This is a genomic window from Streptomyces sp. NPDC090442, assembly GCF_044769405.1.
GTDB lineage: Bacteria > Actinomycetota > Actinomycetes > Streptomycetales > Streptomycetaceae > Streptomyces.
The window spans coordinates 1-25,791 of sequence record NZ_JBIVXW010000091.1; the positions used below are offsets into that span (position 1 = coordinate 1).

The 25,791-nt window shown below is 68.8% G+C and carries 25 protein-coding genes, 1 tRNA gene and 1 pseudogene; 12 read left to right on the top strand and 15 right to left on the bottom strand.

Annotated elements, in window-relative coordinates; genetic code table 11:
• Positions 1 to 205 (top strand): annotated as a pseudogene (locus ACIQU6_RS39100) (peptidoglycan-binding protein); the annotation flags it as partial.
• Positions 206 to 229: 24 nt separating this feature from the next.
• Entirely contained in the window at positions 230 to 1,888 is a 1,659-nt protein-coding gene (locus ACIQU6_RS39105) for a hypothetical protein (RefSeq protein ID WP_403486509.1), read from the top strand.
• 273 nt (positions 1,889 to 2,161) lie between these two features.
• Here ACIQU6_RS39105 and ACIQU6_RS39110 read toward each other — a convergent pair whose 3' ends face one another.
• The gene (locus ACIQU6_RS39110) at positions 2,162 to 2,719 is read right to left on the bottom strand and encodes a hypothetical protein (protein WP_403486510.1); all 558 of its coding nucleotides are present in this window, start codon (positions 2,717 to 2,719) and stop codon (positions 2,162 to 2,164) included.
• Positions 2,720 to 3,698: 979 nt separating this feature from the next.
• Between ACIQU6_RS39110 and ACIQU6_RS39115 the strand changes: the two genes are divergently transcribed.
• A complete protein-coding gene (locus tag ACIQU6_RS39115) occupies positions 3,699 to 4,286 on the top strand; it encodes a hypothetical protein (RefSeq protein ID WP_403486511.1) in 588 nt (195 codons plus the stop codon).
• Positions 4,287 to 4,828: 542 nt separating this feature from the next.
• On the opposite strand, the gene ACIQU6_RS39120 is transcribed toward ACIQU6_RS39115, so the two are convergent.
• Positions 4,829 to 5,314: a GbsR/MarR family transcriptional regulator gene (locus tag ACIQU6_RS39120; protein ID WP_403486512.1), complete on the bottom strand. Its 486-nt coding sequence runs from the start codon at positions 5,312 to 5,314 to the stop codon at positions 4,829 to 4,831.
• Positions 5,315 to 5,488: 174 nt separating this feature from the next.
• Between ACIQU6_RS39120 and ACIQU6_RS39125 the strand changes: the two genes are divergently transcribed.
• Positions 5,489 to 6,304 carry a class I SAM-dependent methyltransferase gene (locus ACIQU6_RS39125; RefSeq protein ID WP_403486513.1) on the top strand — a complete coding sequence of 272 codons (816 nt, stop codon included), beginning with the start codon at positions 5,489 to 5,491 and terminating at the stop codon, positions 6,302 to 6,304.
• Positions 6,305 to 6,749: 445 nt separating this feature from the next.
• Positions 6,750 to 7,661, top strand: a complete 912-nt coding sequence (locus ACIQU6_RS39130) for a competence protein CoiA (RefSeq protein WP_403486514.1) — start codon at positions 6,750 to 6,752, stop codon at positions 7,659 to 7,661.
• On the opposite strand, the gene ACIQU6_RS39135 is transcribed toward ACIQU6_RS39130, so the two are convergent.
• From ACIQU6_RS39135 to ACIQU6_RS39160, 6 genes are all read right to left on the bottom strand, one after another.
• Positions 7,651 to 7,950, bottom strand: a complete 300-nt coding sequence (locus ACIQU6_RS39135) for a GNAT family N-acetyltransferase (RefSeq protein WP_403486515.1) — start codon at positions 7,948 to 7,950, stop codon at positions 7,651 to 7,653. The genes ACIQU6_RS39130 and ACIQU6_RS39135 overlap by 11 nt on opposite strands.
• 30 nt (positions 7,951 to 7,980) lie before the next feature.
• Positions 7,981 to 8,250: a hypothetical protein gene (locus ACIQU6_RS39140; RefSeq protein ID WP_403486516.1), complete on the bottom strand. Its 270-nt coding sequence runs from the start codon at positions 8,248 to 8,250 to the stop codon at positions 7,981 to 7,983.
• Between the two features lie 849 nt (positions 8,251 to 9,099).
• A complete protein-coding gene (locus tag ACIQU6_RS39145) occupies positions 9,100 to 9,660 on the bottom strand; it encodes a GNAT family N-acetyltransferase (protein ID WP_403486517.1) in 561 nt (186 codons plus the stop codon).
• 408 nt (positions 9,661 to 10,068) lie between these two features.
• Positions 10,069 to 10,142, bottom strand: a tRNA-Met gene (locus ACIQU6_RS39150).
• 388 nt (positions 10,143 to 10,530) lie between these two features.
• Positions 10,531 to 10,734 carry a helix-turn-helix domain-containing protein gene (locus ACIQU6_RS39155; RefSeq protein WP_403486518.1) on the bottom strand — a complete coding sequence of 68 codons (204 nt, stop codon included), beginning with the start codon at positions 10,732 to 10,734 and terminating at the stop codon, positions 10,531 to 10,533.
• A gap of 274 nt (positions 10,735 to 11,008) precedes the next feature.
• Positions 11,009 to 11,971, bottom strand: a complete 963-nt coding sequence (locus ACIQU6_RS39160) for a TetR/AcrR family transcriptional regulator C-terminal domain-containing protein (RefSeq protein ID WP_403486519.1) — start codon at positions 11,969 to 11,971, stop codon at positions 11,009 to 11,011.
• Positions 11,972 to 12,150: 179 nt separating this feature from the next.
• On the opposite strand from ACIQU6_RS39160, the gene ACIQU6_RS39165 reads away from it, so the two are divergent.
• Entirely contained in the window at positions 12,151 to 13,440 is a 1,290-nt protein-coding gene (locus tag ACIQU6_RS39165; RefSeq protein ID WP_403486520.1) for an FAD-dependent monooxygenase, read from the top strand.
• Positions 13,441 to 13,867: 427 nt separating this feature from the next.
• On the opposite strand, the gene ACIQU6_RS39170 is transcribed toward ACIQU6_RS39165, so the two are convergent.
• On the bottom strand, positions 13,868 to 14,962 hold the full coding sequence (locus ACIQU6_RS39170) for a hypothetical protein (RefSeq protein ID WP_403486521.1): 1,095 nt from the start codon (positions 14,960 to 14,962) through the stop codon (positions 13,868 to 13,870).
• A gap of 612 nt (positions 14,963 to 15,574) precedes the next feature.
• Here ACIQU6_RS39170 and ACIQU6_RS39175 point away from each other — a divergent pair.
• The gene (locus ACIQU6_RS39175) at positions 15,575 to 15,940 is read left to right on the top strand and encodes a CoA transferase (RefSeq protein WP_403486522.1); all 366 of its coding nucleotides are present in this window, start codon (positions 15,575 to 15,577) and stop codon (positions 15,938 to 15,940) included.
• On the top strand, positions 15,882 to 17,018 hold the full coding sequence (locus ACIQU6_RS39180; protein ID WP_403486523.1) for a CoA transferase: 1,137 nt from the start codon (positions 15,882 to 15,884) through the stop codon (positions 17,016 to 17,018). The genes ACIQU6_RS39175 and ACIQU6_RS39180 overlap by 59 nt, the downstream gene beginning before the upstream one ends.
• A gap of 222 nt (positions 17,019 to 17,240) precedes the next feature.
• Here ACIQU6_RS39180 and ACIQU6_RS39185 read toward each other — a convergent pair whose 3' ends face one another.
• The 3 genes from ACIQU6_RS39185 to ACIQU6_RS39195 form a co-directional block, all read right to left on the bottom strand.
• A complete protein-coding gene (locus tag ACIQU6_RS39185; protein ID WP_403486524.1) occupies positions 17,241 to 18,584 on the bottom strand; it encodes an endonuclease domain-containing protein in 1,344 nt (447 codons plus the stop codon).
• Between the two features lie 390 nt (positions 18,585 to 18,974).
• Complete coding sequence (locus ACIQU6_RS39190) at positions 18,975 to 19,421, bottom strand: hypothetical protein (protein WP_403486525.1); 447 nt, start codon at positions 19,419 to 19,421, stop codon at positions 18,975 to 18,977.
• Positions 19,422 to 19,727: 306 nt separating this feature from the next.
• Entirely contained in the window at positions 19,728 to 20,159 is a 432-nt protein-coding gene (locus ACIQU6_RS39195) for a hypothetical protein (RefSeq protein WP_403486526.1), read from the bottom strand.
• 299 nt (positions 20,160 to 20,458) lie between these two features.
• On the opposite strand from ACIQU6_RS39195, the gene ACIQU6_RS39200 reads away from it, so the two are divergent.
• A complete protein-coding gene (locus ACIQU6_RS39200; protein WP_403486527.1) occupies positions 20,459 to 20,713 on the top strand; it encodes a hypothetical protein in 255 nt (84 codons plus the stop codon).
• Between the two features lie 190 nt (positions 20,714 to 20,903).
• Entirely contained in the window at positions 20,904 to 21,092 is a 189-nt protein-coding gene (locus ACIQU6_RS39205) for a hypothetical protein (protein ID WP_403486528.1), read from the top strand.
• A gap of 88 nt (positions 21,093 to 21,180) precedes the next feature.
• Here ACIQU6_RS39205 and ACIQU6_RS39210 read toward each other — a convergent pair whose 3' ends face one another.
• A complete protein-coding gene (locus ACIQU6_RS39210) occupies positions 21,181 to 22,194 on the bottom strand; it encodes a terpene synthase (protein ID WP_403486529.1) in 1,014 nt (337 codons plus the stop codon).
• Between the two features lie 147 nt (positions 22,195 to 22,341).
• Here ACIQU6_RS39210 and ACIQU6_RS39215 point away from each other — a divergent pair, with 147 nt between their 5' ends.
• On the top strand, positions 22,342 to 22,764 hold the full coding sequence (locus ACIQU6_RS39215) for a hypothetical protein (protein WP_403486530.1): 423 nt from the start codon (positions 22,342 to 22,344) through the stop codon (positions 22,762 to 22,764).
• A 151-nt stretch (positions 22,765 to 22,915) separates the two neighbouring features.
• Here the strand turns inward: ACIQU6_RS39215 and ACIQU6_RS39220 are convergent, their stop codons facing one another.
• Positions 22,916 to 23,386: a nuclear transport factor 2 family protein gene (locus tag ACIQU6_RS39220; RefSeq protein WP_403486531.1), complete on the bottom strand. Its 471-nt coding sequence runs from the start codon at positions 23,384 to 23,386 to the stop codon at positions 22,916 to 22,918.
• Positions 23,387 to 23,949: 563 nt separating this feature from the next.
• Positions 23,950 to 24,633, bottom strand: a complete 684-nt coding sequence (locus tag ACIQU6_RS39225) for a TetR/AcrR family transcriptional regulator (protein ID WP_403486532.1) — start codon at positions 24,631 to 24,633, stop codon at positions 23,950 to 23,952.
• 109 nt (positions 24,634 to 24,742) lie between these two features.
• On the opposite strand from ACIQU6_RS39225, the gene ACIQU6_RS39230 reads away from it, so the two are divergent.
• Positions 24,743 to 25,705, top strand: coding sequence for an NAD(P)-dependent alcohol dehydrogenase (locus ACIQU6_RS39230; protein ID WP_403486542.1), 963 nt, complete (start codon positions 24,743 to 24,745; stop codon positions 25,703 to 25,705).
• The last annotated feature ends 86 nt before the right edge of the window (positions 25,706 to 25,791 follow it).

The window sequence follows — 25,791 nt, forward strand, 5'->3', positions numbered from 1 at the left end:
CAGCACCGCCTACAACTGCACCCCGCAGCAGTACATGGTCCAGGACCCGCCCACCGCCCACAACTGGGCCATCGGCTGCACCGGCACCCTCATGACCGGCAGCGACGGCCAAGTCGAGTCAGGCGGCCGCCATATGGCCCCCACCAGCCTCTATGACCAGCAGCTCCAGGACCGCGGGGCAGCAGCCCGCAGCGTCCGTCACTGAGACCCCCACGCGAAAGCACGACTGATGAACATCAAGCGTCACGCCAAGCAGGCATTCATCACCGCGGCGCTGGCCGCATCGGCCGTCGGCAGCCTGGCCGTCACCCAGGCACAGGCCGCGACCGGCACCCACGAGGGCGGCCGCGGCCACGGCTCAAGCACCGAGGTGATCAACCCGGGTGAGGAGCACCTCCACTCCGGCAGTCGCGGCGGCGCCAGCGGCTCGGCCGACGAAGGCTTCCGCCCCTTCTCCGGCACCGGCCACCGGCTCGGCGGCGGCCACCGGGAAGCCGGTCAGCACAGCCACGGCGACTCCGGCACCGAGGCCCACCACGAGTCCCACGGCAGCCACGGCGGCCCTGAGTCCGGCGGTACGGGCAATCCCCGCTTCCCCGGCACCGGCCACCGGCTCGGCGACGGCAGCGGAAGCGAGGCACACACCAAGGACAGCCACACCAACGCGGAGAGCGACAAGGGCACGCAAGCGGGCGAGGACACGCACACCAACAAGGGCCACCACACCACCAAGAGCGCTCACGACTCCCACGACTCCCACGGCGCCAACAGCGACAAGCCCAGCAAGAGCACTCACAACAGCGACTCCACCGGCGAGAAGCAGAGTGGCCAGCACGGCAAGCACACCACCAACGCCGACAACAACGCCCACAGCAGCCACGCCCACGACAGCCACGACAACACCACCCCACACGAGGGCACCCACGAGGGCACCCATGACGGCACTCACGAGGGCACTCACGGCGGCGGCGCGGGCGAGGCGGGCGCGGGCATCGTCGGTGCCGGCGCCGGGGAAGCCGGCGTCGACACCGGCGTCGGCGCGGTCGGCGGCGCCATCGGCGCCGGTGTCGGCGCGGTCGGTTCCGCCATCGGTGGCCACGAAGGCGCCGGCCACACCCAAGCCGGCAACGGTGACGTCCACTACCACGGCAACGGCGACGTCATCCACAACGGCGACGGGAACGTCGTCCACCACGGCGACGGCAACGTCACGCACAACGGCAACGGTGACGTCGTCCACCACGGCAAGGGCAACGTCACGCACAACGGCAAGGGCAAGGTAACGCACAACGGCACCGGCGATGTGACGACCAACGGCAAGGGTGCCGACAACGTGGAGCACAACGGCACCGGCGACGTGAACGTCGGCCACGGCAGCGAAGGCGAGGTCACCGGGAACGTCACCCACAACGGCCGGGGCAACGTCAGCGTCGGGGACAACGCCAACGGCACGGTGCACGCCAACGTCGACCACAACGGCCGCGGTCACGTCACCGTCGGAAACGCCGACAACGGCCCGGCGCAGAGCCGGAGCACGGTACAGATCCACCACCGGGGCGAGGGCCACGTCGCCGTCGGCAACAGCTGGAGCGGCAACTACCACGGCCACGTCACCGACGGGGTGCCGTGGACGGGCAGCGTCAGCAGCAACCAGGGCCACGTCATCAGCAGCAGCTCCTTCAACACCCCGCCGACCACGACGTACCACCACAGCGACGGCACCACCAGCTCCGTCCCCGGTACGAACTCCGGCGCGGACAACGCCTCTTCCGGTACCACCAACCCCGGCACCGGCGCCATCGCCCAGGCCGCCGACCAGTTGGCCAATGTCTCCGGCGCCGCCGAGGCCATGACTCAGGGCATCAACACCCTCAACGGCCACGGCTGACAGAGCAGCAGGGCACGGGCCACCGGCCGGTTGCGGGCCTGCGCCCGCACCCGGCCGGTGGCCGCCGACGCGACGGCAGCACGACCCGAGGACGATGCACCGGCGGTGCCGGCGGCCTCGGTCGTGCTGCCCGCAGGTCGTCCGGCCGTTGTCGCCTCGGCACGGGCCCCGGATCCTGCCGACGTCGAGGCCGGGTCACCGAAGCCCTCCCACCGGTTCCGCGGTCGTAGGCCACACGCTCCGGAATCGGGCGGTGTCCCCAGTGATGGGCTCTCAGGTGCCCGCGTCGGCCGCCCGGGCGGAAGCGGTGTAGAAGGGCACCTGCTGGTAGAGGGGGAGCGAGGGGTCGTCAGGCGCGGGCCGCAGTGGCGCGTGGGGGAACAGCAACCAGGTGTTCCGCTTGCGCTCCTCGCGGGCGAGCCACTGCGCGTGCCAGAGCAGCCCACTGCCCGCTCCCGCCAGCGCGAGGCCCGCCGGGACGCCTGTAGTCGAGGCGACGAGCACGCCGAGCCCGAGACCGATCACCACCGGCACGACGAGCGTCCGGGAGACGACCTCGAAGGTGTTCTCCCGCGCGATCACCGGGGAACCCTGGGGCGCGGGAGTGGCCGCCTCCAGCCGGGTCCGGTACCAGGCGCGGCGCGCTATGGCGACCCAGGCGAACGGCACCCCGAAGAGCAGCACGGCCAGTACGGCGAGCACGGGTCCCCCAAGCCCCGCCGTGCCGCCCATCAGGGCGGCGAGGGAGGCTACCAGCCCCACCAGCAGCGCGATGGTTCCCAGAGCGCGGGTAGCGGCTACCGCTCCCACCAGAGACGGCCGAGTGTCCATGAAATTCCGATTCCCCCGGTTGATGTTCGATACGTCAGCCTATCGGCCCTTACGCGGTACTCCTCGCCAAGTGCGGGCGTGGCCGCAGACACAGCACAACGCCGAGTGGACCTGAACGGTAGTCATCCGGACCATCTGCGACTGACTGCCTTGACGGGGCTCTGGCTCCGCCCCACAACCGGGCCTCTGGATCCCACCCAATCCCAACGCCCGTCATCCGTCGCCATACATCGCCGGCTCGATCGCTGGGTTTGCGGCAATTCATTCCGCATTCATGTGGTTTGTCATCCCGGCGTGGCCGTTGGCGGTCGCACTCACCATGACGAGCGCGATCGCGGCAGTCGTTGGCCTCTTCGAGGCTCGACGCACAGGTACAGGCTGGGTGGCAGCATGGTGGGGCCTGGGCTTGCCCTGCACCGCTGTGGCGTCCGGCTGCCTCAACGTCTGGGATCTGATGGGCGAAATGGGCACAGCCTGACGCGCTGTCCGCCGCACCCGCCAGCAACCCGCGCATCTCCCTTGCCGGGTTCACTCATCCCGGCTGGACGGCCACCGCAACCTCCGCGGCCGGCGGGCGTGACGGCGACGATGGGGCGCCGTTTCCAGTGGGAACGGGCTCAAGTCGAAGGCGCTGTGGTGGCCTGCCCCGAGGTGTTCCGCCGGCAGCAACACGCACAACTCTTCGCCAGAGAGCGGCTGTTCACGTCCCCTGCCAGGCGCGACCCGCCTTCCGGTCGACCGTGGGGCACCAGTGTCTGGAGGAAGTGGCGCGCGCCCGTGGAGTACGTCGCCACGCCCCCGATGCGCTTGGGTACCGAATGAGGCTATTGGTCGAACAAATGGTAATGACTAGACAAAAGTCGGGCGTGCCGCGACGATGTCCTTCCAGGTCCGCGGGCGGCACGGGGGCGAGCCGCTCATGCACTCCACTCCGAATGTCCGCGCTGTCCCCGCACGTACAACGGAGGAACGCCTCGCCATGAGCTTCGGCGACCAGAACAACCCCTACGGGCAGCCGCCGGCCGCGCCCTACCCGCAGCAAGCGCCCCAGCCCGGCCAACCGTATGCCCCCTACCCGCAGCAGGCCGGGTACGCCAGCGGCCCCGCGGTGCCGGCGGTGATGCCGGGGCTCACCAAGGCCGCGCGGATCATGATGTACGCGATCGCCTCACTCCACATTCTCATCACCCTGGCCTTCGGCGCCGCGGTCACCCAGATCGACAAGGCGGTTGGCGAGGCCGGGGTCGGCGGCACGATCACGGCCGCCAACGGCCAAGACGTGGACGTGTCCACCGTCGCCAACGTCGGCAAGGGCGTCATCGGCTTCTTCATCCTGCTCGCCCTGATCTTCGCGGTCATCGGCTTCGTGCTCGCCGCGCGCTACGGCAAGGGCGGCAACGGAGTCCGCATCGGCTCGATCGTCTACGCCTCCTTCGGCGTCGTCAGTGGCTTCTTCAACATCGCCAACTGGGGCCTCGGCCTGGTGGTGTTGGTCCTGTCGATCCTGGTGATCGTCTTCTGCGCCAAGCGCGCCTCGGCCGAGTGGTTCCAGCGCCCTCGCCACTGAGAGCGCTCTCTTTCCCGGCCCCAAGGCCGCGCCACTGGCTACCCGAAGCCCCCTGAACAGGCACGTTGCTGCCTGGGCAGGGGGCTTCGGCGCGACCGTTGGTCACGCGGTTGGTCGCGGCGACGGGCGAAACCCGCATCGAACGCTCAGCCGGGCTGCTTGCGTCTTCTGGGAGCCCCGCTTGTTGTCCTGGGCTGTCTGCTGTTGGCACTGAAACTCACGTAGGGCGTCGCCTGCATGGCAGTTGCACTGCCAGCAGCCGTACTGCCGGTAGTGACGACCGGCTCGTCATCGACCAGCCGCCCGAACCGCTCGTGGACATCCCGCAGCCGCTGACGTTCGAGGACTTCGTGTCACCGAGGTCCCGAGACATCACAGCCACCGGCCAGCGGCAGGAGCCCAGCGCGGCGCGTCCGGGTGGTGCCGGTCTTCCCGTACCCACCCTCACGCACGCGACGTGACCACATGGTGGGCCCGGTCTCCTCACGGGTCGGTCGAAACCCTGCCGCAAGGGCTTCCCCGGCAGGGAGTCGCCCCAACGGTCAGGTCCGCTGCCACCGTTCGAGCATGCTCGCCAGTTCCTCCGCGGCGAATTCGGAGAAGTCGCGGAGCTTGGCCAGACGCGCGCCGGCCTCGCTGTCCTCGCCGCCGACCATCTCCACGCATTCCGCAGTGGTGTCAGCGAGAGAGCGCAGCCAGCGGTTCCGGAAGCCGAACATCTCGGCCCACAGGTCCTGCCCGAGTTCATAGCGGTCACGGCGGGTTCCCGGGACGGAACTGCGGTATACGAGCTCCACTTGCATGAGGTACTGCACCGCCTTGGACACCGTGGCAGGGCTTACCTGGAGTTGCTTCCCGATCTCCGCGGCGGTCAACGCGCCGTGCGGCGAGGTCAGTAGAGCCGCGTAGACCCTGGCCGACATCCGCGACATGCCGATCGCGGCGAACTGCGCCGCCAGGCGCTCGACCACGCGGTCGCCCCCGGCTGCGGAAGGTTCGCCGCCGGGCTCGGTGGGTTGTTCCGGCATCTACTCGCCTCTCCTGAGGGGCTGTTGTCGACCGAACTCCGTTGTTGACAGCGTACGCAAGTACTCGTACGTTTCCAATATTCGAAACGTTCGCATACTTGCTGCCGTAGCGCGAGGGCAAGCCCAGGCGCAAGCCATGCCATGAACACGGACTTGATCGAACGGAGCCGAGTGATGACCGAGCGGGTCGCTCTTACCGGAGTCGCTGAGACGATGCTGGCCACTCTGTACGGCAAGGCGCTGCAGAGCCGGGGCCCTTCCCCCCTGCTGCCCGACGAGCAGGCCGAGCGTGCGGTCGAGCGGATCGACTACGACTTCGCCAAGCTGAAGATCGACACGAAGACCGCGCTGGCGACGGCGCTCCGCGCCCTGTACCTGGACCGCTGGGCCGGGCAGGCCCTGAACGAGCGGCCGAACGCCGTCGTGCTGCACCTGGGTTGTGGGCTGGACAGCCGCTACCACCGGATCGCACCCGGGCCCGAGGTGAGTTGGTACGACGTGGACTACCCCGAGGTGATCGAGATCCGTCGACGCCTTTTCTCCGACGAACCCGGCTACCATCAGGTCGCCGCTTCGGTCGTCGACCCTGCCTGGTTGGCCGCGGTCCCCGCCGACCGCCCTGGGGTGATCGTCGCCGAGGGACTCGTCCAATACCTGACCAGGGATCAGATCTCCGTACTCCTCACACGTCTGGCCGCGCATTTCCCGTCGGGCGTGGTCATGTTCGACGCGTGGAACTCACTCGCCATGCGCAGCGGCACCCGCCAGAGGGCGATCAAGGCAGTCGGAGCCCAACTTGGCGGATTCGGCATCAACGACCCGCACGTCATCGAGGGCCTGGCCCCCGGCCTGCACTTCGACACCGAGCAGACCTTCCTGAACGTGCCCGAGCTGGCGCGCCTTTCCAAGCCCAGCCAGATGATGTTCAGGGCGATGGACCGCATCCCGGCCGTGCGCTCCATGGGCCGGCTGCTCCGCTACCGGTTCTGACCGGGCCGGGGCGAGGCAGACTCAGCGCTGTTGGGGCCCAGGGGCGTCGTCGCCGTGCCGAGCCTGTCAGCCCTACCGCCAGGGCGTCCTGCGCGATGGCGGGCCCGGCCTGATGGCCGTCCCGCCGGTCGCGCGCTGCACAACTGCCCCCAGGGATAGCCGGAGATGACGCCGGCGCAGCCCGGCCCGCTGCAGACCGCCTGGGTGGAGTTGGAAGAGCGAGCTCGCGTCAGTGACGACGACGTCGACCGAGTGCGCGGCTGCACACTCGGCCAACGTCGTCATCGCGCGCGGGCGGCGGAACGGGATGGTCACGGGTAACGCACCCGCGTGGACGGCGGGTTGGGCCCGGTCGAACGGGGTGTCCGACTGCCGCGACACGTCGTGTCGGTGCCTGGGCGCATCATGGTCTCCAAGGCCAAGGCGCGGTGGGGGAGGGGGCCCGGTGCAGTTCACTGCCGAGCACACCGAGTGGGGGCGGGTGGGCATCACCCTGGACGATCTGGGCTGCGGCCGGTCGTGGGAGGAGATCCACCGCGTGCGCAGCGTGGAACTGACCTGCCCGGAGTGCGGGGGTCAGGTCCGCGCCCGGGTGTCCAAACTGGGCACCCGGCACCTCTACCACCGCACGAAACCGCCGTCGTGCTCGCTGGCGAACGAGTCGCTGGAGCACCACCTCCTCAAGCTTCAGCTGGTGACCTGCGCCCGAGACGCGGGCTTCCGGGCTGAGCTGGAGGCCGTCGCGCCCACGGGGGAGTGGCGGGCGGACGTGATGGTCTTCAACCCGGACGGTACGCGGCTGATGGCCCTGGAGGCGCAGCTGTCGCCCATCACCGTGGAGGAGATCGCGGCGCGCACCGGTCTGTACGAGCGGGACGGGGTGGCCGTGTGCTGGTTCGGTCTCAAGCCGCGGCCGTGGGTGGGCACCGTGCCGACGCTCCTGGCCGAGGCTCCGGAGGTGCAGGGGGAGGTGTGGACGGTGACGGCTGGTCTGGCGCGTTTCTGCGACCGCACGGGCGTGGACCGGCAAGCGTGGCGGTATTTCCGGGCCATCGCCGAGATGTACTTCGACCTCCACCTGGTCTTCGGCGCTCCGGACGCGCGGTACGGCGACGGCCGGCCGGTGTACGAGCGCGGCGGGCCCGACGGCGAGGACTGGACGCTGGTGGGCGTGGCCTGCCCGGACCCGTGCCGGCTGCGTGTCTGGGCGGAGGAAGTGGCCCTGCTGGTGCCCTCCCATGCTGACCTCGACGTCCTCGCGGGTCGGGCTTGGGCGCCGTTCCAGGTCTACGTCTTCGATCCGTACACCGGCGAGATGGGCAAGGAGCGCATACCGCCGGCGTCCGTCAGCCCGTAGCCCGGTCGCGCGCAGACGCTGGCCCTACACCGAGCCGACCCTCCGCCCCAACTCGTGCACAGTCACTGTCGCTTGAGGCGAACGAAGCCAACTCGCTCGCCCAGTCCACGACCTCCTTGATGAGCACGCCACCCAGACCGTGGTCCCGCTCACCCGGTGTCACGTACACGCACTGCACGTCGCCCGACATCCGTTCGAAGGCACGCGGATGTGGCACGCGTTGTGTGATCGCCAGCCATGCCATACCGATGACCACCTCGCCGCGGACCAGCAGCGGGACGGCTTTCAACGCGCGGCCGTCCTGAGGGATGCGGGTCGCTTAGAACGTCTCCACCCGCACACCGAGGTCCGTGAGGGTGCCGGTGATGAACTCGGCAGTTGTTGCACAGCGACTGAGGTTGTCCCAGTCCGCGATGCGGACGGTGTCGCCGGCTCGCACGGCGCTCAGGAGCTTTCGCCAGCCGGGCCCAGGGGTGGCCGTGCTGATGACGAAGTCGTCGAAGACCTCGCTGCAACCCGAAGTGAACAGATCCCGGTCTAGATCATCGATCTTGAAACTACCGGAGCACACGTACCCGTACACGGCCATACCGGGAGCCTAAAGCGTCCCGGCAGTGGGAAGCGTTTCGAAACGAGGGGATGCATGTCTTGGCACGGCGGCAACCACCGCTCGCGCCCCCTGGCGGGCTGGTCGGTCCGTCGCCTGTCCGCGTTGAAGCGGGACGGGTTCCGGTGCGTGGGGGGCCTGCGGGATGCGGGGCGCGGTGTTCGGTGCTGGTCACGGGCGTGGACCGCGTCGCCCGAGGCGACGACCACGACTCGTTGACCCATCAGGCGGTGTGGGCGCGGCGTCCAGGGGCGGTGTCCAGGGCGGAGAGGGGCGGAAAGGCCGCGCCCTGGGAAGTTGTGACGTTGCGTCAGTCGCAGGTGTCGTCACTGGGAGTTTTTTTCTTCTCCCCGCCTCCCGGCACTGCATTCCGGGAGGCGGGGAGAACGCACCGGAGAAAATGCGTATGCGGCAAGCCTCGCCATAGGTGGCGCGCTCGGCAACTTCGAGTAGTGCTTTCGTGGACCGCTCGCAGGAAGGCGCAGTGGCCAGGCGGAGGCGGGTGTCGAGGCGGAGGCCGGCGGAGCGGTATCAGGGGGAGCTGATGTTGGCGGAGTAGGCCCTCAGCGGCACGCCTAGGAGCGGACAAGACTCCTAGACCAAGTTGGCTGGCGTTCCTCGGCGACTCGCTGACGCAGTAGGGCACGCGGAGGTAGCCCAGCAGGCCCTGCGATCTTCCGTCTTCGCCGTATGGGCCGTGCAGGTTGGAGCGGGCCACGTCGAAGCCGACGAGAGCGGCCCATTGCGGAGAAGCCTGCTGTCAGCGCAGTGCTCAGGCCTCCACTTCGCCCTCCGGAACAGGGCCGAACGCCCCTCTTCAGCGGCGGACAGTCACACTGAACAGCCTGACAATGTTGGCCGAAGGCCCCACGTCTGCAGGGCGTAGGGCCGTCCCTTCTCCTCACCCTCGATCAGCGGCGCGTCGAGGAGGCTGAAGCCCGCCTTGGTGGCCACGGCGACGCTGGCGGCGTTCTCGGCCTCCAGCTCCAGGATCACTTGGTCCACATCCAGTTGCTCGAAGGCATAGGCGGCCATCACCCGCACCGCTCGCGCGGCGAGTCCTTGGCCGCGATACGCCGGGCCGACCGCGTAGCCGATCTCTGTGCCCTCTGGAGCGCGCCGCAGCATCACTTCGCCGAGCGGCGCGCAGCCGTCAACGGTGATAGCGAGCAGAATGGTTGTGCCCTCCGCTCGCAACTGCCGGTCCCGGTCCAGCCGTGCGCGAGCGGCCGCCTCGTCGAAGGGCGAGACGATCGGCGTCCAGTACGCGACGTCGGGATGGTCGAACAGATCCGGCATCGCGGCCAGGTCTGCTTCCGTCCAGTCACGCAGGACGAGCCCTTCCTCTGTGAGCTTGATCTGATCGGGAAACGGCGACGTGCTGCTGCTCATGGTGCGGAACCTCTCTGGCCGTTGGGACGAGGCAGCATAACGGTGCAGGCATGGGCGCTCACCAGAATTTCTGGGTGGGCTCTCACACCTGAGCGCCCACCAGGCCATTACGCTCCTGTGGGCCATGCGCCAACCTGACTGGGCGCTGCTCGCAGGCGACGACCCTGCGGAGGCCCCAAGTCACCCCTTACAGGGGTCCGGCACACACCGTGCACCCCACACCGCCGTTGCTCCTGCGAGCTCGGCCGCGCGGGCGGTTGCCGCCGCCGAGCGACACAGCGCCTGCTCCCGAAGGTCTGGCACGCACAACCCAACGGGAGAGAACCGACCGGCTGCAGGAGCGGACCCGAGGGGACTCCGTACGCAGTGAGGGCCCGGTGGAGATTCCACCGGGCCCTCACCTTCAAGTAGCGGGGACAGGATTTGAACCTGCGACCTCTGGGTTATGAGCCCAGCGAGCTACCGAGCTGCTCCACCCCGCGTCGGCATGCTGAACTGTACGGCACTGTGCGGGATCGACCGAATCGGCGTCGGGAGAGGGGGACCAGCAGAGTTCGGGGTGACGCGGTGCCTGCCAGGGAACCAGCTTCGCCGCGGCACATCTGCGGGACCGTCAGGGCCGCGGCGATCCGTAGCGTCAGGAAGCCGAAGCCGAAGCCGAAGCCGAAGCCGAAGCCGAAGCCGAAGCCGAAGCCGAAGCCGAAGCCGAAGCCGGACCACGGGGCCGGGGGCCGGGCCCTGAGGGTAAGGGAGGTGAGGAAGAAGGAGGGGATGAGGATGCCCAGTGCCGCCGCCTTCGAACGTGCCGGACGACCGACGGCATACGCCGGACTGTGAAGGAGGCCCGAGGCCAGATAACCTGCGCTGCCCTCACATTCCGGCTTGGCGACGAGTGTTGCCCCCTCGGTCGCGCAGGATGGCACCGCCTTCGACGAGGATGCCGTGGACGAAGCCGTAGGAACGCCCCAGAGATGCGGCGATGGCTCGGATGGAAGCGCCGCCCTCGTATTCCTTCATGATTTCGGCGGCGAGCTTGTCGCGCGCCGCGCCGGTGATCCGCTTTCCCTTATCCATGACTTCATCCCCTTCGGCCTCTATGTGTAGAAGGCGATCATTACAGGAGATTGGTGCCTGCCGACGGGGTTTTGGCGCGAGTAGCAACGGCTCAGAGATGGAGCGAGTCGGATGGGCGACGCTCCTTTCCGCTCAACCTCGGGAAACGGGCTCAAGGCAAGGCAGCGACGGTGTGCCCGGTCTGAGGGGCGTCGTGTTGACTGCGCGGTGCGCAACTCCCCTCCGAGGGGCAGATTTTCAAGTGTCGGTGGTGAGGGCCTCCCGTGTTCTCTGTTCAGCCGGCAGGGCTCTCGTTGAGGAGTGGGGCGAGGCCGTCGAGGAGGCGCTGGAGGCCGAACTCGAAGAGGGCGTCGAGGTCGAGGTCGTAACCGGCGGTGGCGAGGCTGGAGAGCGCGGGAAACCGGCCGGTGCCCAGAATCGCCAGGAGCTCGGGCTCCTGGGTGTCCATCCACTCCTCGCTGTCGAGGCCGCTGTGCGCCTCGGCTTCTCGCTCCGCCTCCAGGTTGACGGCGATGCCGCGAGCGAAGTTGAACAGTGTGAGGTGCGCGGTGAAGGCGGACTGCAGGTCGAGTCCGTGCGCGTGCAGAGTGGCGAGCATCCACTCGCTGTACGGCAGTGCCGAGGCGATCATCTGAGGGCGGGTCACCGACAGGGCCGGTGCGAGCCACGGGTTGCGGCGGAACAGGCCCCAGAGCTGCCGGGCCGCCAGTTCGATCGCGTCCCGCCAGTCCGCCGGCCGGTCGGCGGGCAGCGGGTCCTCCGCCATGATGCTGTCCATCATCCGGATCAGCAGGTCGTCCTTGTCGGCCACGTGCCGGTACAGCGACATCGTCGCCACCCCGAGTTCGGCGGCCACCCGGCGCATCGAGACCGCGGCCAGCCCCTCCGTGTCGGCGACCGTGACGGCTGCACCGACGATCCGTCCGAGCGTGAGCGCCGTCTGGTGCGAGGACGCGTCGGACGCTCCGCCCGGTCGTTTGGTGGCAGCGGGTCGGGAGGTCCGCACTGGTCGGCTCGGGGCTGTCACGACCGTCCCGACGCCCGGGACGGCGCGGACCAGGCCCTCGCGGCGCAGTTCGGTGAGCACCTTGGTCGCGGTCGCCATGGCGACGCCCCACTGCCGGGTGATCTCGCGGGTCGAGGGCACGCGATCGCCCGGCGCCAGTTCGCCCGTCTCGATCCGCTGCCTCAGTTCGGCGACGATCTGGCTGTAGCGCGGTACCGCCTGTCCGCTCACCGACACCCCTCCGCACTAGAGCACCTGGACGGGCGCCATCCTAGCCGTCGACGTCGGGTGATCCCCCTGTGCGAGCACCTTTCTTGCCTACCTGTACTAGTGCAGCATCATCCAACACTACGTATATGCAGGAGTTTTTGTGCTTGCGCGCGACGCTGCGTACGCCGTATTTTCACCGCATGTCGAACAACGAGATACTCATCTGCGGTGCTGGCATCGCAGGACCCGCGTTGGCGTACTGGCTACGCAAGGGCGGCTTCACGGTCACGATCGTGGAGCGCGCGCCAGCGCCCCGGCCGGGCGGGCAGACCGTGGACCTGCGCGGCGCCGGCCGCACCGTGATCGAACGGATGGGCCTGATGGACCGGGCCAGGGCGGAGAGTGTGGACCAGCGCGGCCTCGCCCTCGTCGACACCGCAGGCCGGACCACCGCCCGACTACCCGCCGACAGCTTCGGCGGCGAGGGGATCGTCTCCGAGATCGAGATCCTCCGCGGCGACCTCGCCCGTCTGCTGTACGAGGCCACCCTGCCGGACACGGAGTACCTCTTCGACGACACCATCACCGGGATCGATCAGGACGCGGACGGGGTCACCGTCACCTTCGAGAGAGCCGCGCCGCGCCGGTTCGCGCTCGTCGTCGGCGCGGACGGACCACACTCCGTGGTACGCGCTCTCGCCTTCGGCCCGGAGCGGGAGTTCGTCCACCCGATCGGCCTCTACACCGCCTGGTTCACCGCCACCGACGACCTCGAACTCGACGGCTGGTACCTGATGCACAACGCGCCCGGCGGACTGGTCGCCTCCGCACGGCCCGGCCGCCTCCCCGGCGAGACCAAGGCCGGCCTCAGCTTCCGCTCGGCACCGATCGCCCACGACCGCCGCGACGTCGCCGCCCAACAGGAGCTCGTGGGAAGGCGCTTCGCCCACGTCGGCTGGGAGACCCCACGCCTGCTGCGGGCCATGCGCACCGCCTCGGACTTCTTCTTCGACTCCATGGGCCAGGTCCGCCTCGACAGTTGGTCGCGCGGCCGCGTGGTGCTGCTCGGCGACGCCGGATACTGCGCGACCCCGCTGACCGGCCTCGGGACCAGTCTCGCCCTGGTCGGCGCCTACGTCCTGGCCGGTGAACTCGCCGCCGCCGAGGGCGACCACCGTGTCGCCTTCCGCCGCTACGACACGGTACTGCGCCCGTACGTGAGCCAGGCACAGCAGCTGCCGCCCGGCGGAGCCGCCGGTTACGCGCCGTCGGGTCGGATCGGCATCCGACTGCGTGACCTCTCAATGCGGTCGATGACCCGCTGGCCGATGCGGAACCTGCTCGCCGCGCAGTTCGCCAAGGCCGGGGACATCGCACTCCCGGAGTACGGTCTCGCCGCGGACGTACGGGATCGGCCTCGGCCGCGGGTCAACGAACGTGGAGAAGACCGGGTCGGAGTGCATCGGACGGCCTTGACGCAGCTGCCTTGACGCACCCCACCAGATGAGCGTCAGAAGAGAGTGCTGACCGGGCGGGCGGCCCCGAGAGCCACAGACGGGCAATGCTTCCCGTCTCTTTCCGAGACGGTTTCGGCACGTTCGCAGTAGCTCGTCCAAGCGCTTCCTCCCGGGTGCCTTGGGACAGGAAGAGGGCTGAGACATGCGAACTGTTCCTCATGGTGGCGTCCGCGAAGTGGCCTTCCCTGACGCCGGAGTTGGGGGTGTAAGGCGCGGAAGGCGTAGCCGTCCCGTCACCGGCGCCGAGGAGGCCGCTGGCGATCACGTCGCACTGCGCTTGCGTGACGGACGGTGACTCGATCCGTGATTGCGTCGGGCGCGGGCCTGAAGTAGCGGCGGAGGTGCTCCGGGTTCTTGTGTTTTCGCCTGGGCCATCAGCACCAGCAAGCTGGCCCCGGTCCTAGGACCGTGTTGCTCTCGCGCACTCGTGCTCCGAGGACAAGCCCTCCCCGACCCGCGCGCTGCGGTCGTAGGGGTCGACCTCCGTGCCGGCCTCGTCCGCCCGGGGGTCCGTGTCGAACGGTGGGACGAAGTAGCCCGTGGGAGCGCCGCAGCCGCCGTTGGTCATGTCGTACTTGTTGGAAACGATCGAGAACGTGCCCGGCTCGGTGATCACCTTGTCGGGGTCGTCCCAGCTCAGGACCAGCTCGCGCCGGACGATCGTGCGCACGATCTCGCTGTCGCCACCCGCGTTCGCGCGGGTGACCGGGTAGACGAAGGTGACGTCGGCGGTCACCTGGAGCGCGCCGTGCTCGCCCTCTCGATAGGTGAGTCGGCCCCGGGTCTTCACGACGTCGCCGACCAGGCGGGTCCGGGAGGGTTGGGAGCGGCTGAAGAGGAGGAGGGGGTCGCTCTTCTCGCTCGGGGTTCGGAAAGCGGTCTTGAGAAAGTCTTGGACGTCCTGCTGGTGAGGGTTGATTAGTGTGATTGCCTTCTCGGGGTGTTCGCCGCGCAGCACCGCTTGGTCCAGGCTGGACGCGACGAGGAAGTCTCGGCTGTGGGCGAGGGCCCGCTCGACCTCGGCCGCGCTCATCCAACCCACTGCCCCGGCCTTCGGCACGGTGATCCCCGCCGCTCCGCTCGCCCAGCTCGCTGCCGGCGAGCCACGGAACGGCTCCTCCACGGTGGGGCGTTGGGTCGCCTCCGCCGAGGGTGCCTGGGTCGGGCGGGCGGTCTCGGCCGCCAGGGGCGGGGAGTCAGCGCCGGCGAACAGGTCCACTATTCGCCCGGGCGCGAGCGCCACCACCAGCAGCACCAGCGAGGCCAGCAGCCCGACCACGTACCATCCCGTGCGCCGCTTGGGCCGCGCGGGCGTGTAGCTGCGCCAGCCCTCCGGGCCGCGGCCGGGCTCCGCGCGCAGCCGCTTTGCCACGTCGCGGGCCCGCGCCGACGGCTCCTTGGGCGCGTCGGCGGTACCCGCCACGGACTCGCGCAGGAACTGCTCCCACTCGTCGTCAGACCTCGACGAGCCGTTCGGCTCCGTACCCGCGCCCATCCCCGTACTCCCTGGCAATCAGTAGCCCGCGTCCCATTCCCCTGAGACGCGTCCGAATGATTACACAGAGCACTGACAGCGAGGTCGGCACGCCCTGCGTCCGTCGCCGCCGACGTCCCGCACCGAGCCTTCACCTCCCCAAAGACAGCCGCGAATGAGCGCTCGCCGAAGCGCTCCTCGGGGAAATCGAACGGTGTCTGTCGACACTTTCCCAGGCAGGTGGAGGTGTTCCGGGACAGGGTTTCGGGGGCCGGTGACGATACGCCTGACGGTCCGAAGGCGCCGATGTGGGGTTGGTGTATTGCCCACGCCGTGTCTTCGTCGGGTCCGGACCGAGAACCGACGCTTGCGCTCCCCGTGACGATCCACCGCGGGCAGTACCGTCTGCGAGCGGTCCGGTGCGACGACCGGCTTCAGTATCTGTTGGCTTACCTATCGACGTGGCGGGGATATAACCGCGGCGTCAACTGGGCTCGTTTGGCCGGAGGCATCGGTGATTCGGTCAACTGATATTGGACGGGGGCGGGTTGTGTTCGCTGTTCTGGTGGAGGCCGTCCGAAACAGGGGGCCGCCGCGTGGTACGCGGACCGTCGCCCCATGGGGAGAGTCGGCATGACCGTCGAACAGCAGCAGGGCAGCAGCACCGCGCAGGGCGCCCTGGAGGGCCTGTACCGGGAGCTGGGAATCGCCGCACAGGAGGCAGGCGGCACGGTGAAGATCGCCGGGGCCGACCCCGTGACGCCCTCGGTGCATCGCATCGGCGACGCCGCGGCCGCCGCGCTGGCCGCACTCGGCAGCGAGGTTGCGGCCCTCCACCGAGAGCGCGGCGGAGCGGCGCAGGACGTCACCGTTTCCGTGGAGGCTGCGGTGCGCCAGCTGATGGGCGGTGTTCTACACCCGGATGCGGGGCGTCCCGGTCGTGCGGCTCCAGGAGGATCCCAACCTCCTTGGCAGCAGCGACTTCTACCGCGCCGGTGACGGTCGCTTCGTCTGCGTATTGCTCTCCTACGTACTGCTCTCCTACCCGCATCTGCGGGACATCGCCTGCCAGGTCCTTGACTGCCCGCCGGATCGAGAGCGGATCGTCGCAGCCGTTGCCCAGTGGGACGCACTTCGCCTGGAGGAGGCGATCTGCGAGCGTGGCGGCACCGCGATCGCGGTGCGCACCCAGGGGGAGTGGCGCACTCACCCGCAGGGCCGGCGACTGGCGAACGGGCCGCTGATCCACATCGAGAAGCTCGCGGAAAGCGCGCCGCAGCCGTTCCGGGCCGCGGACGGCGGCCTGCCGCTGGCCGGGGTGCGGGTGCTGGACAACACCCACGTGATCGCCGGACCGGTCGCCGCCCGGATCACCGCCGAACTGGGCGCCGATGTGCTGCACGTCTCCGCGCCCGGCCACCCCGACCCTCTCGGCATGATCGTCGAGACCGGCATCGGCAAGCGCGCCGCCTTCTGCGACCTCATCGACCCCGCCGAGGCCGCCGCCTTCTGGTCCACCTTGGCCGACGCCGACCTGTACGTCAGCAACTACCTGAACCTGGACAGCAAGGGCTTCGGCCCGAAGGACCTGGTCGAGCGGCGGCCCGGACTGGTCGTCCTCGACTTCCACGGCTGGGGTGTCGAAGGCTCCTGGGCGCGGCGCGGAGGTTTCGACCAACCGGCCTCCGCCGCCGACGGGTTCGCGGCCGAGGAAGGTTCCTTCGACGCGCCCCGGTTGCCTCCGACCTATCTGCTCAACGACTATCTCGCCGCCGTACTGGGCGCTGCAGGCGCCTTGGAAGCGCTGCGTCGTCGGGCCCGGGAGGGCGGCAGCCACCGCGTGCACGTCGATCTTGCGAAGGTGTGCGTGTGGGTGCAGGACCTCGGCCTGTTGCCCCGCGCGCAGGTGGCCCAGCTGCCCGCCCCCGACCCCGCGCAGGCGGGTGCCGAACTGGCCACCGTCAGCGGGCCGTTCGGCGAGGTCTGCTATCTGCCGACGCAGGTGGGCTACTCGTCGCTGACACCGAGTTTGGAGCGCACCGCAGAGCCGCTGGGCGCCTCACCGCTCGCCTGGTGACACCACGGCCCGGCACCCCTACGGCAGCGCTGCCTCCGACACGGACCGCGATGCACGCCGACGAGCCCACCGGATGCGCACCACACCCGCCCACGGTCGCTCCGCCGGTCCACCGCCGTCGTGTCCTGGATCTGCCGCGCGCTTCGCTGGGGCTGGCGGGGTGACTGTGATGGGGACCAGCAGCTGCGTGGTGGTTGGGTGCCGAGCCTCCTCGGTGCTCGTTCAGAACAGTGCCAGGCCCTCACCGTTGGTGTCCACGATGACTGGCCGCGGTTGGGCGGGGAGGTCGTCCAGGCGGTCGGGACCGGCCGCGGCGGCCACGGTAGGAGCGGTCTCGGCCAGCCAGTGGCGAAACCGCTCGACGGCTTCGCGGTAGGGGACTTGCGCCAGGAGACGGTGTTCGCCGGAGGGGCAGAAGTCGACGGCGACGGTGAGCAGGCAGGAACGGGGCGCCTGTTGACTGCCTGTCCAGGACACGCGGAGGACGCCGCACGGTTTGCGCCCGCGGGGGGCGCGGTGGGTCGGGCGTAGTGATTGGCAGGCTATGTGGGCGGTCCATGCGGCGAGGTGGGGCAGGGGCAGGGTGGTGCGGGCGCGGCAGCCGGGGCAGCGGTGCCAGTGGCGGAGCCAGTGGTCGGTGTCGGTGTCGAAGAGGCGCCGGTAGCGGTTCGCTACGCGGATGTCGTTGCTGTAGAGGTGGTCGGGGCGTTCTTGGGTGTTGCAGGACTGGCAGAGGGGGGCGCGGACGTAGTCGTGTTCGTGGCAGTGGTCCAGGACGGTGGCGGGTGCGGTGTGGCAGACGGCGCACGCCCATTGGGTTACCTTGCGGGAGGTGCCGGGCTTCCTGCTGAGCACCGAGTACAACTGGCCTTCCAGTTCTGCGTTGTACGGGCGCGGTGAGGTGGTGGGACCTTGACGGCTCGTCGGCTGCCGACCGTCGACGGCTGCTCGGGCCCGCCGGGGGTGGGAGGGAGGCTCGGCGACGTGCGCGTTCGCCTGACGGGTCCGCGCGGCGTGCACCCACTGCGTCTCGGCGTGCTCGGCCGCGTCCAGCAGTCTGACCACAGCGCGCGGCAGCCACCACGACCGTGTCCCGTCACGGTTCTGCTCCACGAGGATCCGCCGCCAGTCGACCCCTGCCAGATGGGAAGGTCGGCCGACCTCATGCCGTGCCGCCCGCTCGGAGCTGCCCAACTCCCGCAGTTCTCCTGCGATGCGCTGGCGCCAACGCAGCGGCGTCTCCTCGTCGCACTCCTGCCGTGGCGCCCCGCGAAACGGGCCGATGCGGACCAGGTCGTGGCGATCCATCCTCACCGCGTTCAGGTCCGCGGCCGCCCGGCGTACCTCGACCTCCCGAACGCTCCACTGATCGCCCCGTGCCCGCACCGTCGCCACTACAAGGCCGCCGAGCAGGACGTACCCCACCCGGGCATGGGCAGGAGAGCGGGTGAGTGCCTCAGAAGTCGTCGGCACAGCACCACCGGCCGTCAATGCGACCCACAAGGCGTCCGCGACATCCAGGGTGATCAGGCCGTCGGTGCGACCGGGCATGACACGCTCTGACATACCGACAGGCTAACGGCCGGCGACGGGGCAACGGGGCGCACTGGTGCAGTCCTGTTCGCCGCGGACACTGGCGTGCGACGGGAATCTCCCCCGCAATCCGCAATCAGCAATTCGTGCCGGAGCTGCCCCTACAGATGCGAGGACGAGGTGCGGGACGTCCAGGCCGGCCAGTTCAGCAGGAGGGCCGTGAATGTCTTGCGCCGGTCCGCCAGCCAGGCCAGCATGCGATCCCGGTGGTCCCAGGCAGTTGCCGGCCCAGGCCGGCCTGCTGCAGGCTGCAGGAGTGCTGTTGGCGGAACGAGCCCACATCGGCGACGACGAGGCCGGGCGCACGGCCGCCGGCACCACGGCGGCCCCGCCGCGCCGCCCTTGACACCTGACGGCTCCGCCTCACAGCCGACGTGCTTCCTGCACCGCCTCGCGTATCCGGCGGGCCTTCCGGGGGCGTTCCCGGGTCAGATGTGCCACCGCCCGGCCCAGCCAGTCCCCGTCGCCGAGTTTGTGTGCTTCGCCCTCGTTGATGGTCGATGCGAGCAGGGCCTGGAACAGCACGAGGTCGGTGAGGGTGTACCTGTGGGGATGGCCGTCGAAGGAGACCACCCAGTCCTCATACGGGTGGCGCAGCGTCAGATGCAGGTAGCCGCGGGCCCCGCCGAACAACGCCCGCACGCCGTAATGTCCCTTGGACGGGTACTTGGCCCCAACCGTGAGGCGGTTGAACGACATGAACCTGGCCCAGGGGATGACCTGTTCCTCGGCTTTCCGGGTGCGCTGGTACAGGCCGTCCGTGCGGAATTCGAGCCAGGCGCGCCCCGGTTGCGGGTAGTTGCCCGCCACCCAGTGACCGCCCACCTGTCCCAGAGGCCCCAAGAAAGCATCTATGTCGCCCATCCAGCTATTCGATCACGCCGTTCACAGAGTGGACGACTCCGAGGTGGCTCGGGCGCTGTACTCATGCCCGCTGCCGCGGCCTCATTTTGGAGTGGGCATCCGCCGCTGGGTGACGACGAACGCGTCGCCGTTTCAGTTCTGCGGCCAGCGAGTTGCGTGACGTCGTGTCGAGGAGGTGGAGCCGGAGAGAGTAGGTGATCTGGGTGGTGGGTCACACATTCTGCCGGCGCAGGACCCCAAGCTCGTTGAGCGCTATGCGGATTGGCGACCTGGTCGAGTTCGGTGACGACGTCTACGGCTGGTGGCTGAGCCTAAGTGGCTTTGCTGAGTCGGGAGTTGAAGGGGCACTCTGCCCGCTTCGCCGCGCAGGATCAGGAGTGTGCCGGTGGTGAAGACCACCAGGAACAGTGCGATCGATCCGACGGCCATCAGTACGGCGGGGGCGTGGAGAATCTGGTTGGTCAGGGCGAGGGCGACGGCCGGGATGCTACTTCCCGCGGACAGCAGCAGGATGGCGATGCTGATCGCGGAAGGTGACATCGTCTGGGTCTCGTCGGTGGCGACCTCCATTTTGGCGGGGCCGAGCTCCCACTTGAAGGTCAGTCCGGTGCTTTCCTTGAGTACGGCCGCGTCCGCGCGGTTGCTGGGTTCTTCCAAGCTGAGGTCGAGGTCTTTGGTGGCCATGTCTCGCCGTTCTCCCCTCAGCTGTCCTCCGTCTGGTAAACCGCTCACGCCCTGACGGTAGCGACCCTGTGTGAGGGGCATCAACGTGACATTCTCCGCCCTTACGTGACTGTTACTCAGTTCCGATACGGCGGTGACGAAATCAGGCAAGACGCATGCGCGTAGCACGTGTTGTGCATACATCATGCGCGCTTCATCCATACGATTGCTTGACAGTGTATGCGTGGCCTGGCAATGTGGATGCGTGGAGGCCCGGTCGCATCGGGCCGTTGACGGATCGGACGAAGGGGAGCCGGCAGATGTCCGCCATGCGCAAGGGTGCCGCCGCCGACGAGTGGCAGAGCGCCGGCCCGACTCGTATCACCGTCAACCTCGCCCCGAAGGCGGCCGCCGCACTGGATCAGGCCGTCAAGCTCACCGGCGACACGAAGACCGACACCATCAACCGGGCCTTGCAGATCTACGCCTACCTGGAGAGGGTCACCCAAGACGGCGGCACCTTGTACACCAGGTCGGCCGACAGCGACGAACTCGAACGCCTCTACTTCGTCTGACCAACGGAGCTGATGGCTCGCAAAGACCAGGCCACTTTCAAACGGTTGCGCTTCGGTTCGGCCGTGGGGGAACCATCGGCAGTGGTGATTTTCTGGTGACCACCTCCCGCCCCCCCCGTACCCGTCGCCCCGCGACCGTGCTGTCGGACGCTGTGTCAGCGCGCCTGTCCCGCAGGCCAGTTCCGAAGTCGTGCCAGCCGCGGAGCAGGCCGCGGCCGTGCTCGCAGTGCTGAAGACGGTGCCGGTCCAGGCCAACCTGCTGCCGACCGCCGCGGTGCTGTTGGAAGGCGGGGCCCGCGCCTGCGAGGGCGAGGCCGAGCGCGCGGCCGCCGGTACCACGGTGACTCTGCTGCACCGCGCACTCGACGGCCCACGCTGACCACCCGGCCCCACCGGGAGCCTGTCCAGTAGGTCGCATGATCGCCACCACTGTCGTCTTCCTCTGCCCGGCGGGGCACGCTTGGTGATCAGACAGTGATGTATGCCGCCGAGGTGCCCAGCCCACGGGGTTTCGAAAGGGCTCCGGACGAAGCGTCGTCGAAGCGGCCGGTGAGCTGATGCCACCGATAGGAGCCGGCCAGCGCCTCCTGCAGAGCCTCGACGAACCGTACCGACCCGGGCGGTACGGCCGTCGGAGCCTTGGCCAGGGTGTTGACCCGGGCGGTCAGCAGAGTATTGATGACGTCCGCGGCGCCACGCAGATTGAGCCCGAGACCCTTGCGGGCGACCTCCACGCCGTTGTTGTCGACTGTGCCCTCATCGACTTCCCGGTCGTAGGACACGATGTCGTTGTGCAGGCTGACGGCGTCCACGAACGCGTCCAGAGCGGTGCGGAACTCCCTGCTACGGTGCACGCTTTCAGGGAGCTCGGCCATACCGTGCTCCATGAGAACGGCGGTGAACTGTAGCCCGCCGAAGTCACGGCGGGCTCCCAGGTACTCGATCAGGTCGGTCACCGCATCGTCGACGTGTTCCAGCTCCCACAACACCCCGTTCAGGAAGCGCCGCACGCTGCTGGTGAACCGCTCGCGCCAGGCCAGGGTCATGGTGATGGCCGTGGCGGTCCACAGGTCGGCGAAGGCTCGCTCTACGGGATTGCTCGGGCTCAGCGGCCGGGGCAGGCCGTCCAACGGCAGGAAATGCATCAACCGTTCCACTTGAGCCTCAGCCGATGCCTGGTCGTGGTCGCGTCGGTAGAGCGGCAGAAACAGGTCGTCGACGAACCACAAGGCGACGTGCCAGGCGGTCACCACGTTCAATTCGTCGACATCGACGTCCGGGTGAGTCAAGGCGATGAACAACGGGAAGTCGGCCGCATCGAACTTCTTCTCGCTCCACCTCTGGGGCCACTCCAAGTACTCCCCATCGAACATACCCATCCGTCGGGCCCACGCCTTGACATGTGTGCGCGCCTGATCAGCGTGCGGGTTGAGGCGGTACTGGAACGGCATGTGGAACTGCGTTTGCGGAAGGGATCCCATGGACGGGATCGTTCCCAACTCAACCCTCACGATACCGAAGTTCACTCACGGGGTGCCGACCAGAGCTCCTTGAGTTGACCCTGATCTCCGCCAACTACGCATCAGAAGCGCGTGGTTACGCCTACGAAGCACTCAACTACGCGGCCGATGCCCGAGGAATTCGCGTACACGGCCGTGCAGTCACTGACACGCGTGATCGAATACGGTCAGCAGGCCACCGAGGGCGCCGCAGCGGCCGCCGCGGCAGCCGGCAGAGCCGAGGGCTATGCCAAGGAGAAGCACCCCGATTCCGCGCAGCGGGGAGCCGAACAGACCGAGCGCGGGGAAGCGAACAAGCAGGTCTCGACGGGCGCCGGAACCGGCGTCGACCGTGTCGCCTACGTCGCCTACGTCGTCGACAAGGTCACGGAGGCGGAACCGGCCAAGCAGCTCAACCAGTGCGACTACGTGTCCCAAGGCTGCACGGTGACGTACGGGTTGCACCTCGATGCCACAGTCAGCACTGGGCCCGCACTCACCCGAGCATGGGCCCGGTGCCCGGCACCCTGTCGACCGCGGACTGCGGGTTAGCGGATCACGTCGTCCAGGGGCGGTCCCGCGCCGAGCCACGTGGCGCAGTACGGGTGCGGGCGTGCAGGGTGCACCGGGGCTACTCATAGTGGGTAATTCGCCAACGGCAACTGGCGCTTCGGCGCCCCCGGCGAGCAGCTGATGTGCTGCGTCAGCCGGTGGTCCCTTCACCGGCCTCCTGAGCCTGGGCCTCGTCAGTCCCTGTGGCGGTCGTGGCCCACGCACGGGCGACGGTCAGGCTGTCCTCGTAGAAGCGGTAGCGAGTGATCTCGCCGTCTAGAACAGTCAGTTGGAGCACGAACCAGCTCTCCATGGCTGCACCGTTGGGTATGACTCGGCTCCGGAAGCGCCCCGAGACTGCCGCTTCCACACCATCCACAAGGGTCCGTTCGACAACGAATTCCTCCTTTGCGACGTATGTAGGGTGCGTCGTGAAGTAGTCGACAACCTCGGAACGCGTCGTACGGATGCCGAGCCAGGGGACCTCGGCGGCGCCGGGTACGTCCCAGTCCACTCGCTCGGCGAAGAGCGCCGCGACACCGTCAACGTCTCCTGTGGCGAGTCGGGCCAGGAAGTGTTCGACGGTCTCTCGCGTGCTCAGGACGGTCGATTCCGTTCGCATCACTTTGCACCTTCACTGTTGATCGTTTACGGATTGTTTTGAACAGTGTAGTCCAAAACTGGCAACTCGACGCGCCTCGCCGGAATGCGCCAAGAGGCCACCCTGCGCCTTCTGTTCTGCATCGGGAACCCACGCGATCGCCCGGTTCGGCGAGGCCGTCATCAAGCCGCCCTCCCGTATGCCGATCGACAAAGGCCGCCGAGGACAGCGAACGAAGCCAGCCGGGAGTGACCTCAAGCCCGGACTGCGCGGCACGGAGCATCCTCTGGTCTGCGTTCCCTGAACGCTGGCACGATGATCGCCCGTGAATGATCCCGATGCCCTGGTCTCGCAAGCCCTGGATCTGGTCAAGAGTCGCTTCCCGCATGCTTTGGGCGCCCTGCTCGGCGGATCGGCCGCGCAGGGCCGTGCCGTCGCGACCAGCGATCTGGTGCTCGGCCCAACTGGGCGCAGGCGCACGGAAACCACCCCGGCCTCTTGCTTCGACGGCGTCACGCTCGGGCCCGTTGCGCAAGTGGGGATGTCGGCCCAAAGGCGTGCCGTGCGGCAGATGCTGCTTCGCGTCAGGCCCTGGGGTGCGCTGTCTTGTGGGGGACCTCGGTGGTGAGCGGGAGGTTGCGGAGTGACAGAGCGCTTGGCGGGGGGAGGGGTCCGTTAGCCGATTCGGCGCGGAAGGACTGGAGTAGGTACGCCACCAGGCGTCGGGACGCTGCTCTGTCCTGCGGCAGTGCGGTGACCAGGCCGCAGTGGGACAACAGGGCCACGGCGAGGTCGGAGGGGTGGAAGTCGGCCCGCAGTGCGCCTGCTGCCTGGGCCCTGCGGACCAGGGTCATGAGGTCCCGCTCGGCCCGCTGTCTGGACTGGGCGTGTTCCGCCGTGCTGTCGGGGAAGGCCGCGACGAACGCGGCCGGGAACCCTCGTTCCTCCCGCTGAAGCTCGCAGGCTGTCTCGACCAGTCGCTGGAAGCCTCGCCAGGGGTCGGGGTCGGCCAACGCCTCGGCGAGGACTCGTGCGCAGGTCTCCATCTGCTGCGCGAACGCGGCCCGGACCAGGGCGTCCCGGGTCGGGAAACGCCGGTACAGCGTCGCTACGCCGACCCCGGCCCGTCGGGCCACGGTGGCCATGGGTGCATCGATCCCGTGCTCGGCGAAGACCGCACGAGCGGCGACGAGGATGCGCTCCCGGTTGCGCCGGGCATCGGACCGGAGCCCGTCCAGGCCCGCGATCCGAGAGGATTCCGCCTCCACTGTTTCTCACCTCCGGTCTAAACGGACTGTGCCGTCCACTTAAGAGCCTACGCTCGGTGCCAGATCCCCCGCACGGCCACTGATGGCGAAGGTGAGAACGATGGACGCGATGGACGACCGCACGATGAGAGCGGTACTTTTCGACCGCTACGGCGGCCCCGAAGTGCTGTACGTGGGACGGGTGCCACGGCCCGAGCCGGCGCCCGGCGAGGTACTCGTGCGGGTGCGCGCGTTCAGTGTCAACGGCGGTGAACTGACGGCCCGTTCCGGTGGGATCCGCCTCCTCACCGGACGGAAGTTCCCGCAGCGCGTGGGGTTGGACTTCACCGGCGAGGTCGCCGCGCTCGGTGTCGGCACGACGGGCATCGCCGTCGGCGACCGCGTGTGGGGCGTCGTGGGCCGTACCGGATTCCGCAGCGCCGCGCAGTACGTGGCAGTCCGGGCCGACCGGCTGGGCCGGGTCCCGGACGGACTGGATCTGGTGGACGCCGCCGCGCTGCCGGTGGCAACCACGGCCATCACGGCGCTGCGCGACAAAGCCAGGCTGCGCCCCGGTGAACGACTGCTCGTACGAGGCGCTGCCGGCGGCGTCGGCAATGCCGCCGTCCAACTCGGAGCGGCACACGGTGCCGAGGTCACGGCCCTGGCCCGCGCCGCCAACCTCGACTTCGTCCGCACGCTCGGCGCCCACCACGCCATCGACCACCGGGCCGTCCCGCCGAGCGAACTGGGCCGGTTCGACGTTGTCCTCGACACCGCGGGTACCGAACTGCGCTCCTTCCGGAGCCTGTTGGCGCCCGGTGGGCGCATGGTCACCATCGCCTTCGACCCGACGCGGTCCGCCGCCTTGCTCGGCTATATCGCCGCCAGCGCCGTACATGGACGCGGCCGGATGCGTTTCTTCAGCGGCAACCCCAAGCGGGCGCTCTTCGACGACCTCGCCCGTCAGGTGGCGGAGGGCGGACTGCGCCCTGCGGTGGATACCGTCTTCCCGTTGGAAGAGACAGCGGCGGCACACCGGGCGCTGGAAGCGGGTGGTGTGCGGGGCAAGTACGTGGTCAGGGTCGACTGAGGTCTGCTGCACTGCGTCGGCCACAGTCACTCGTTGATGGCGGCTACCAACAAGGTCGCTCTGTAGCGAACAGCGAGTTCGCCGTA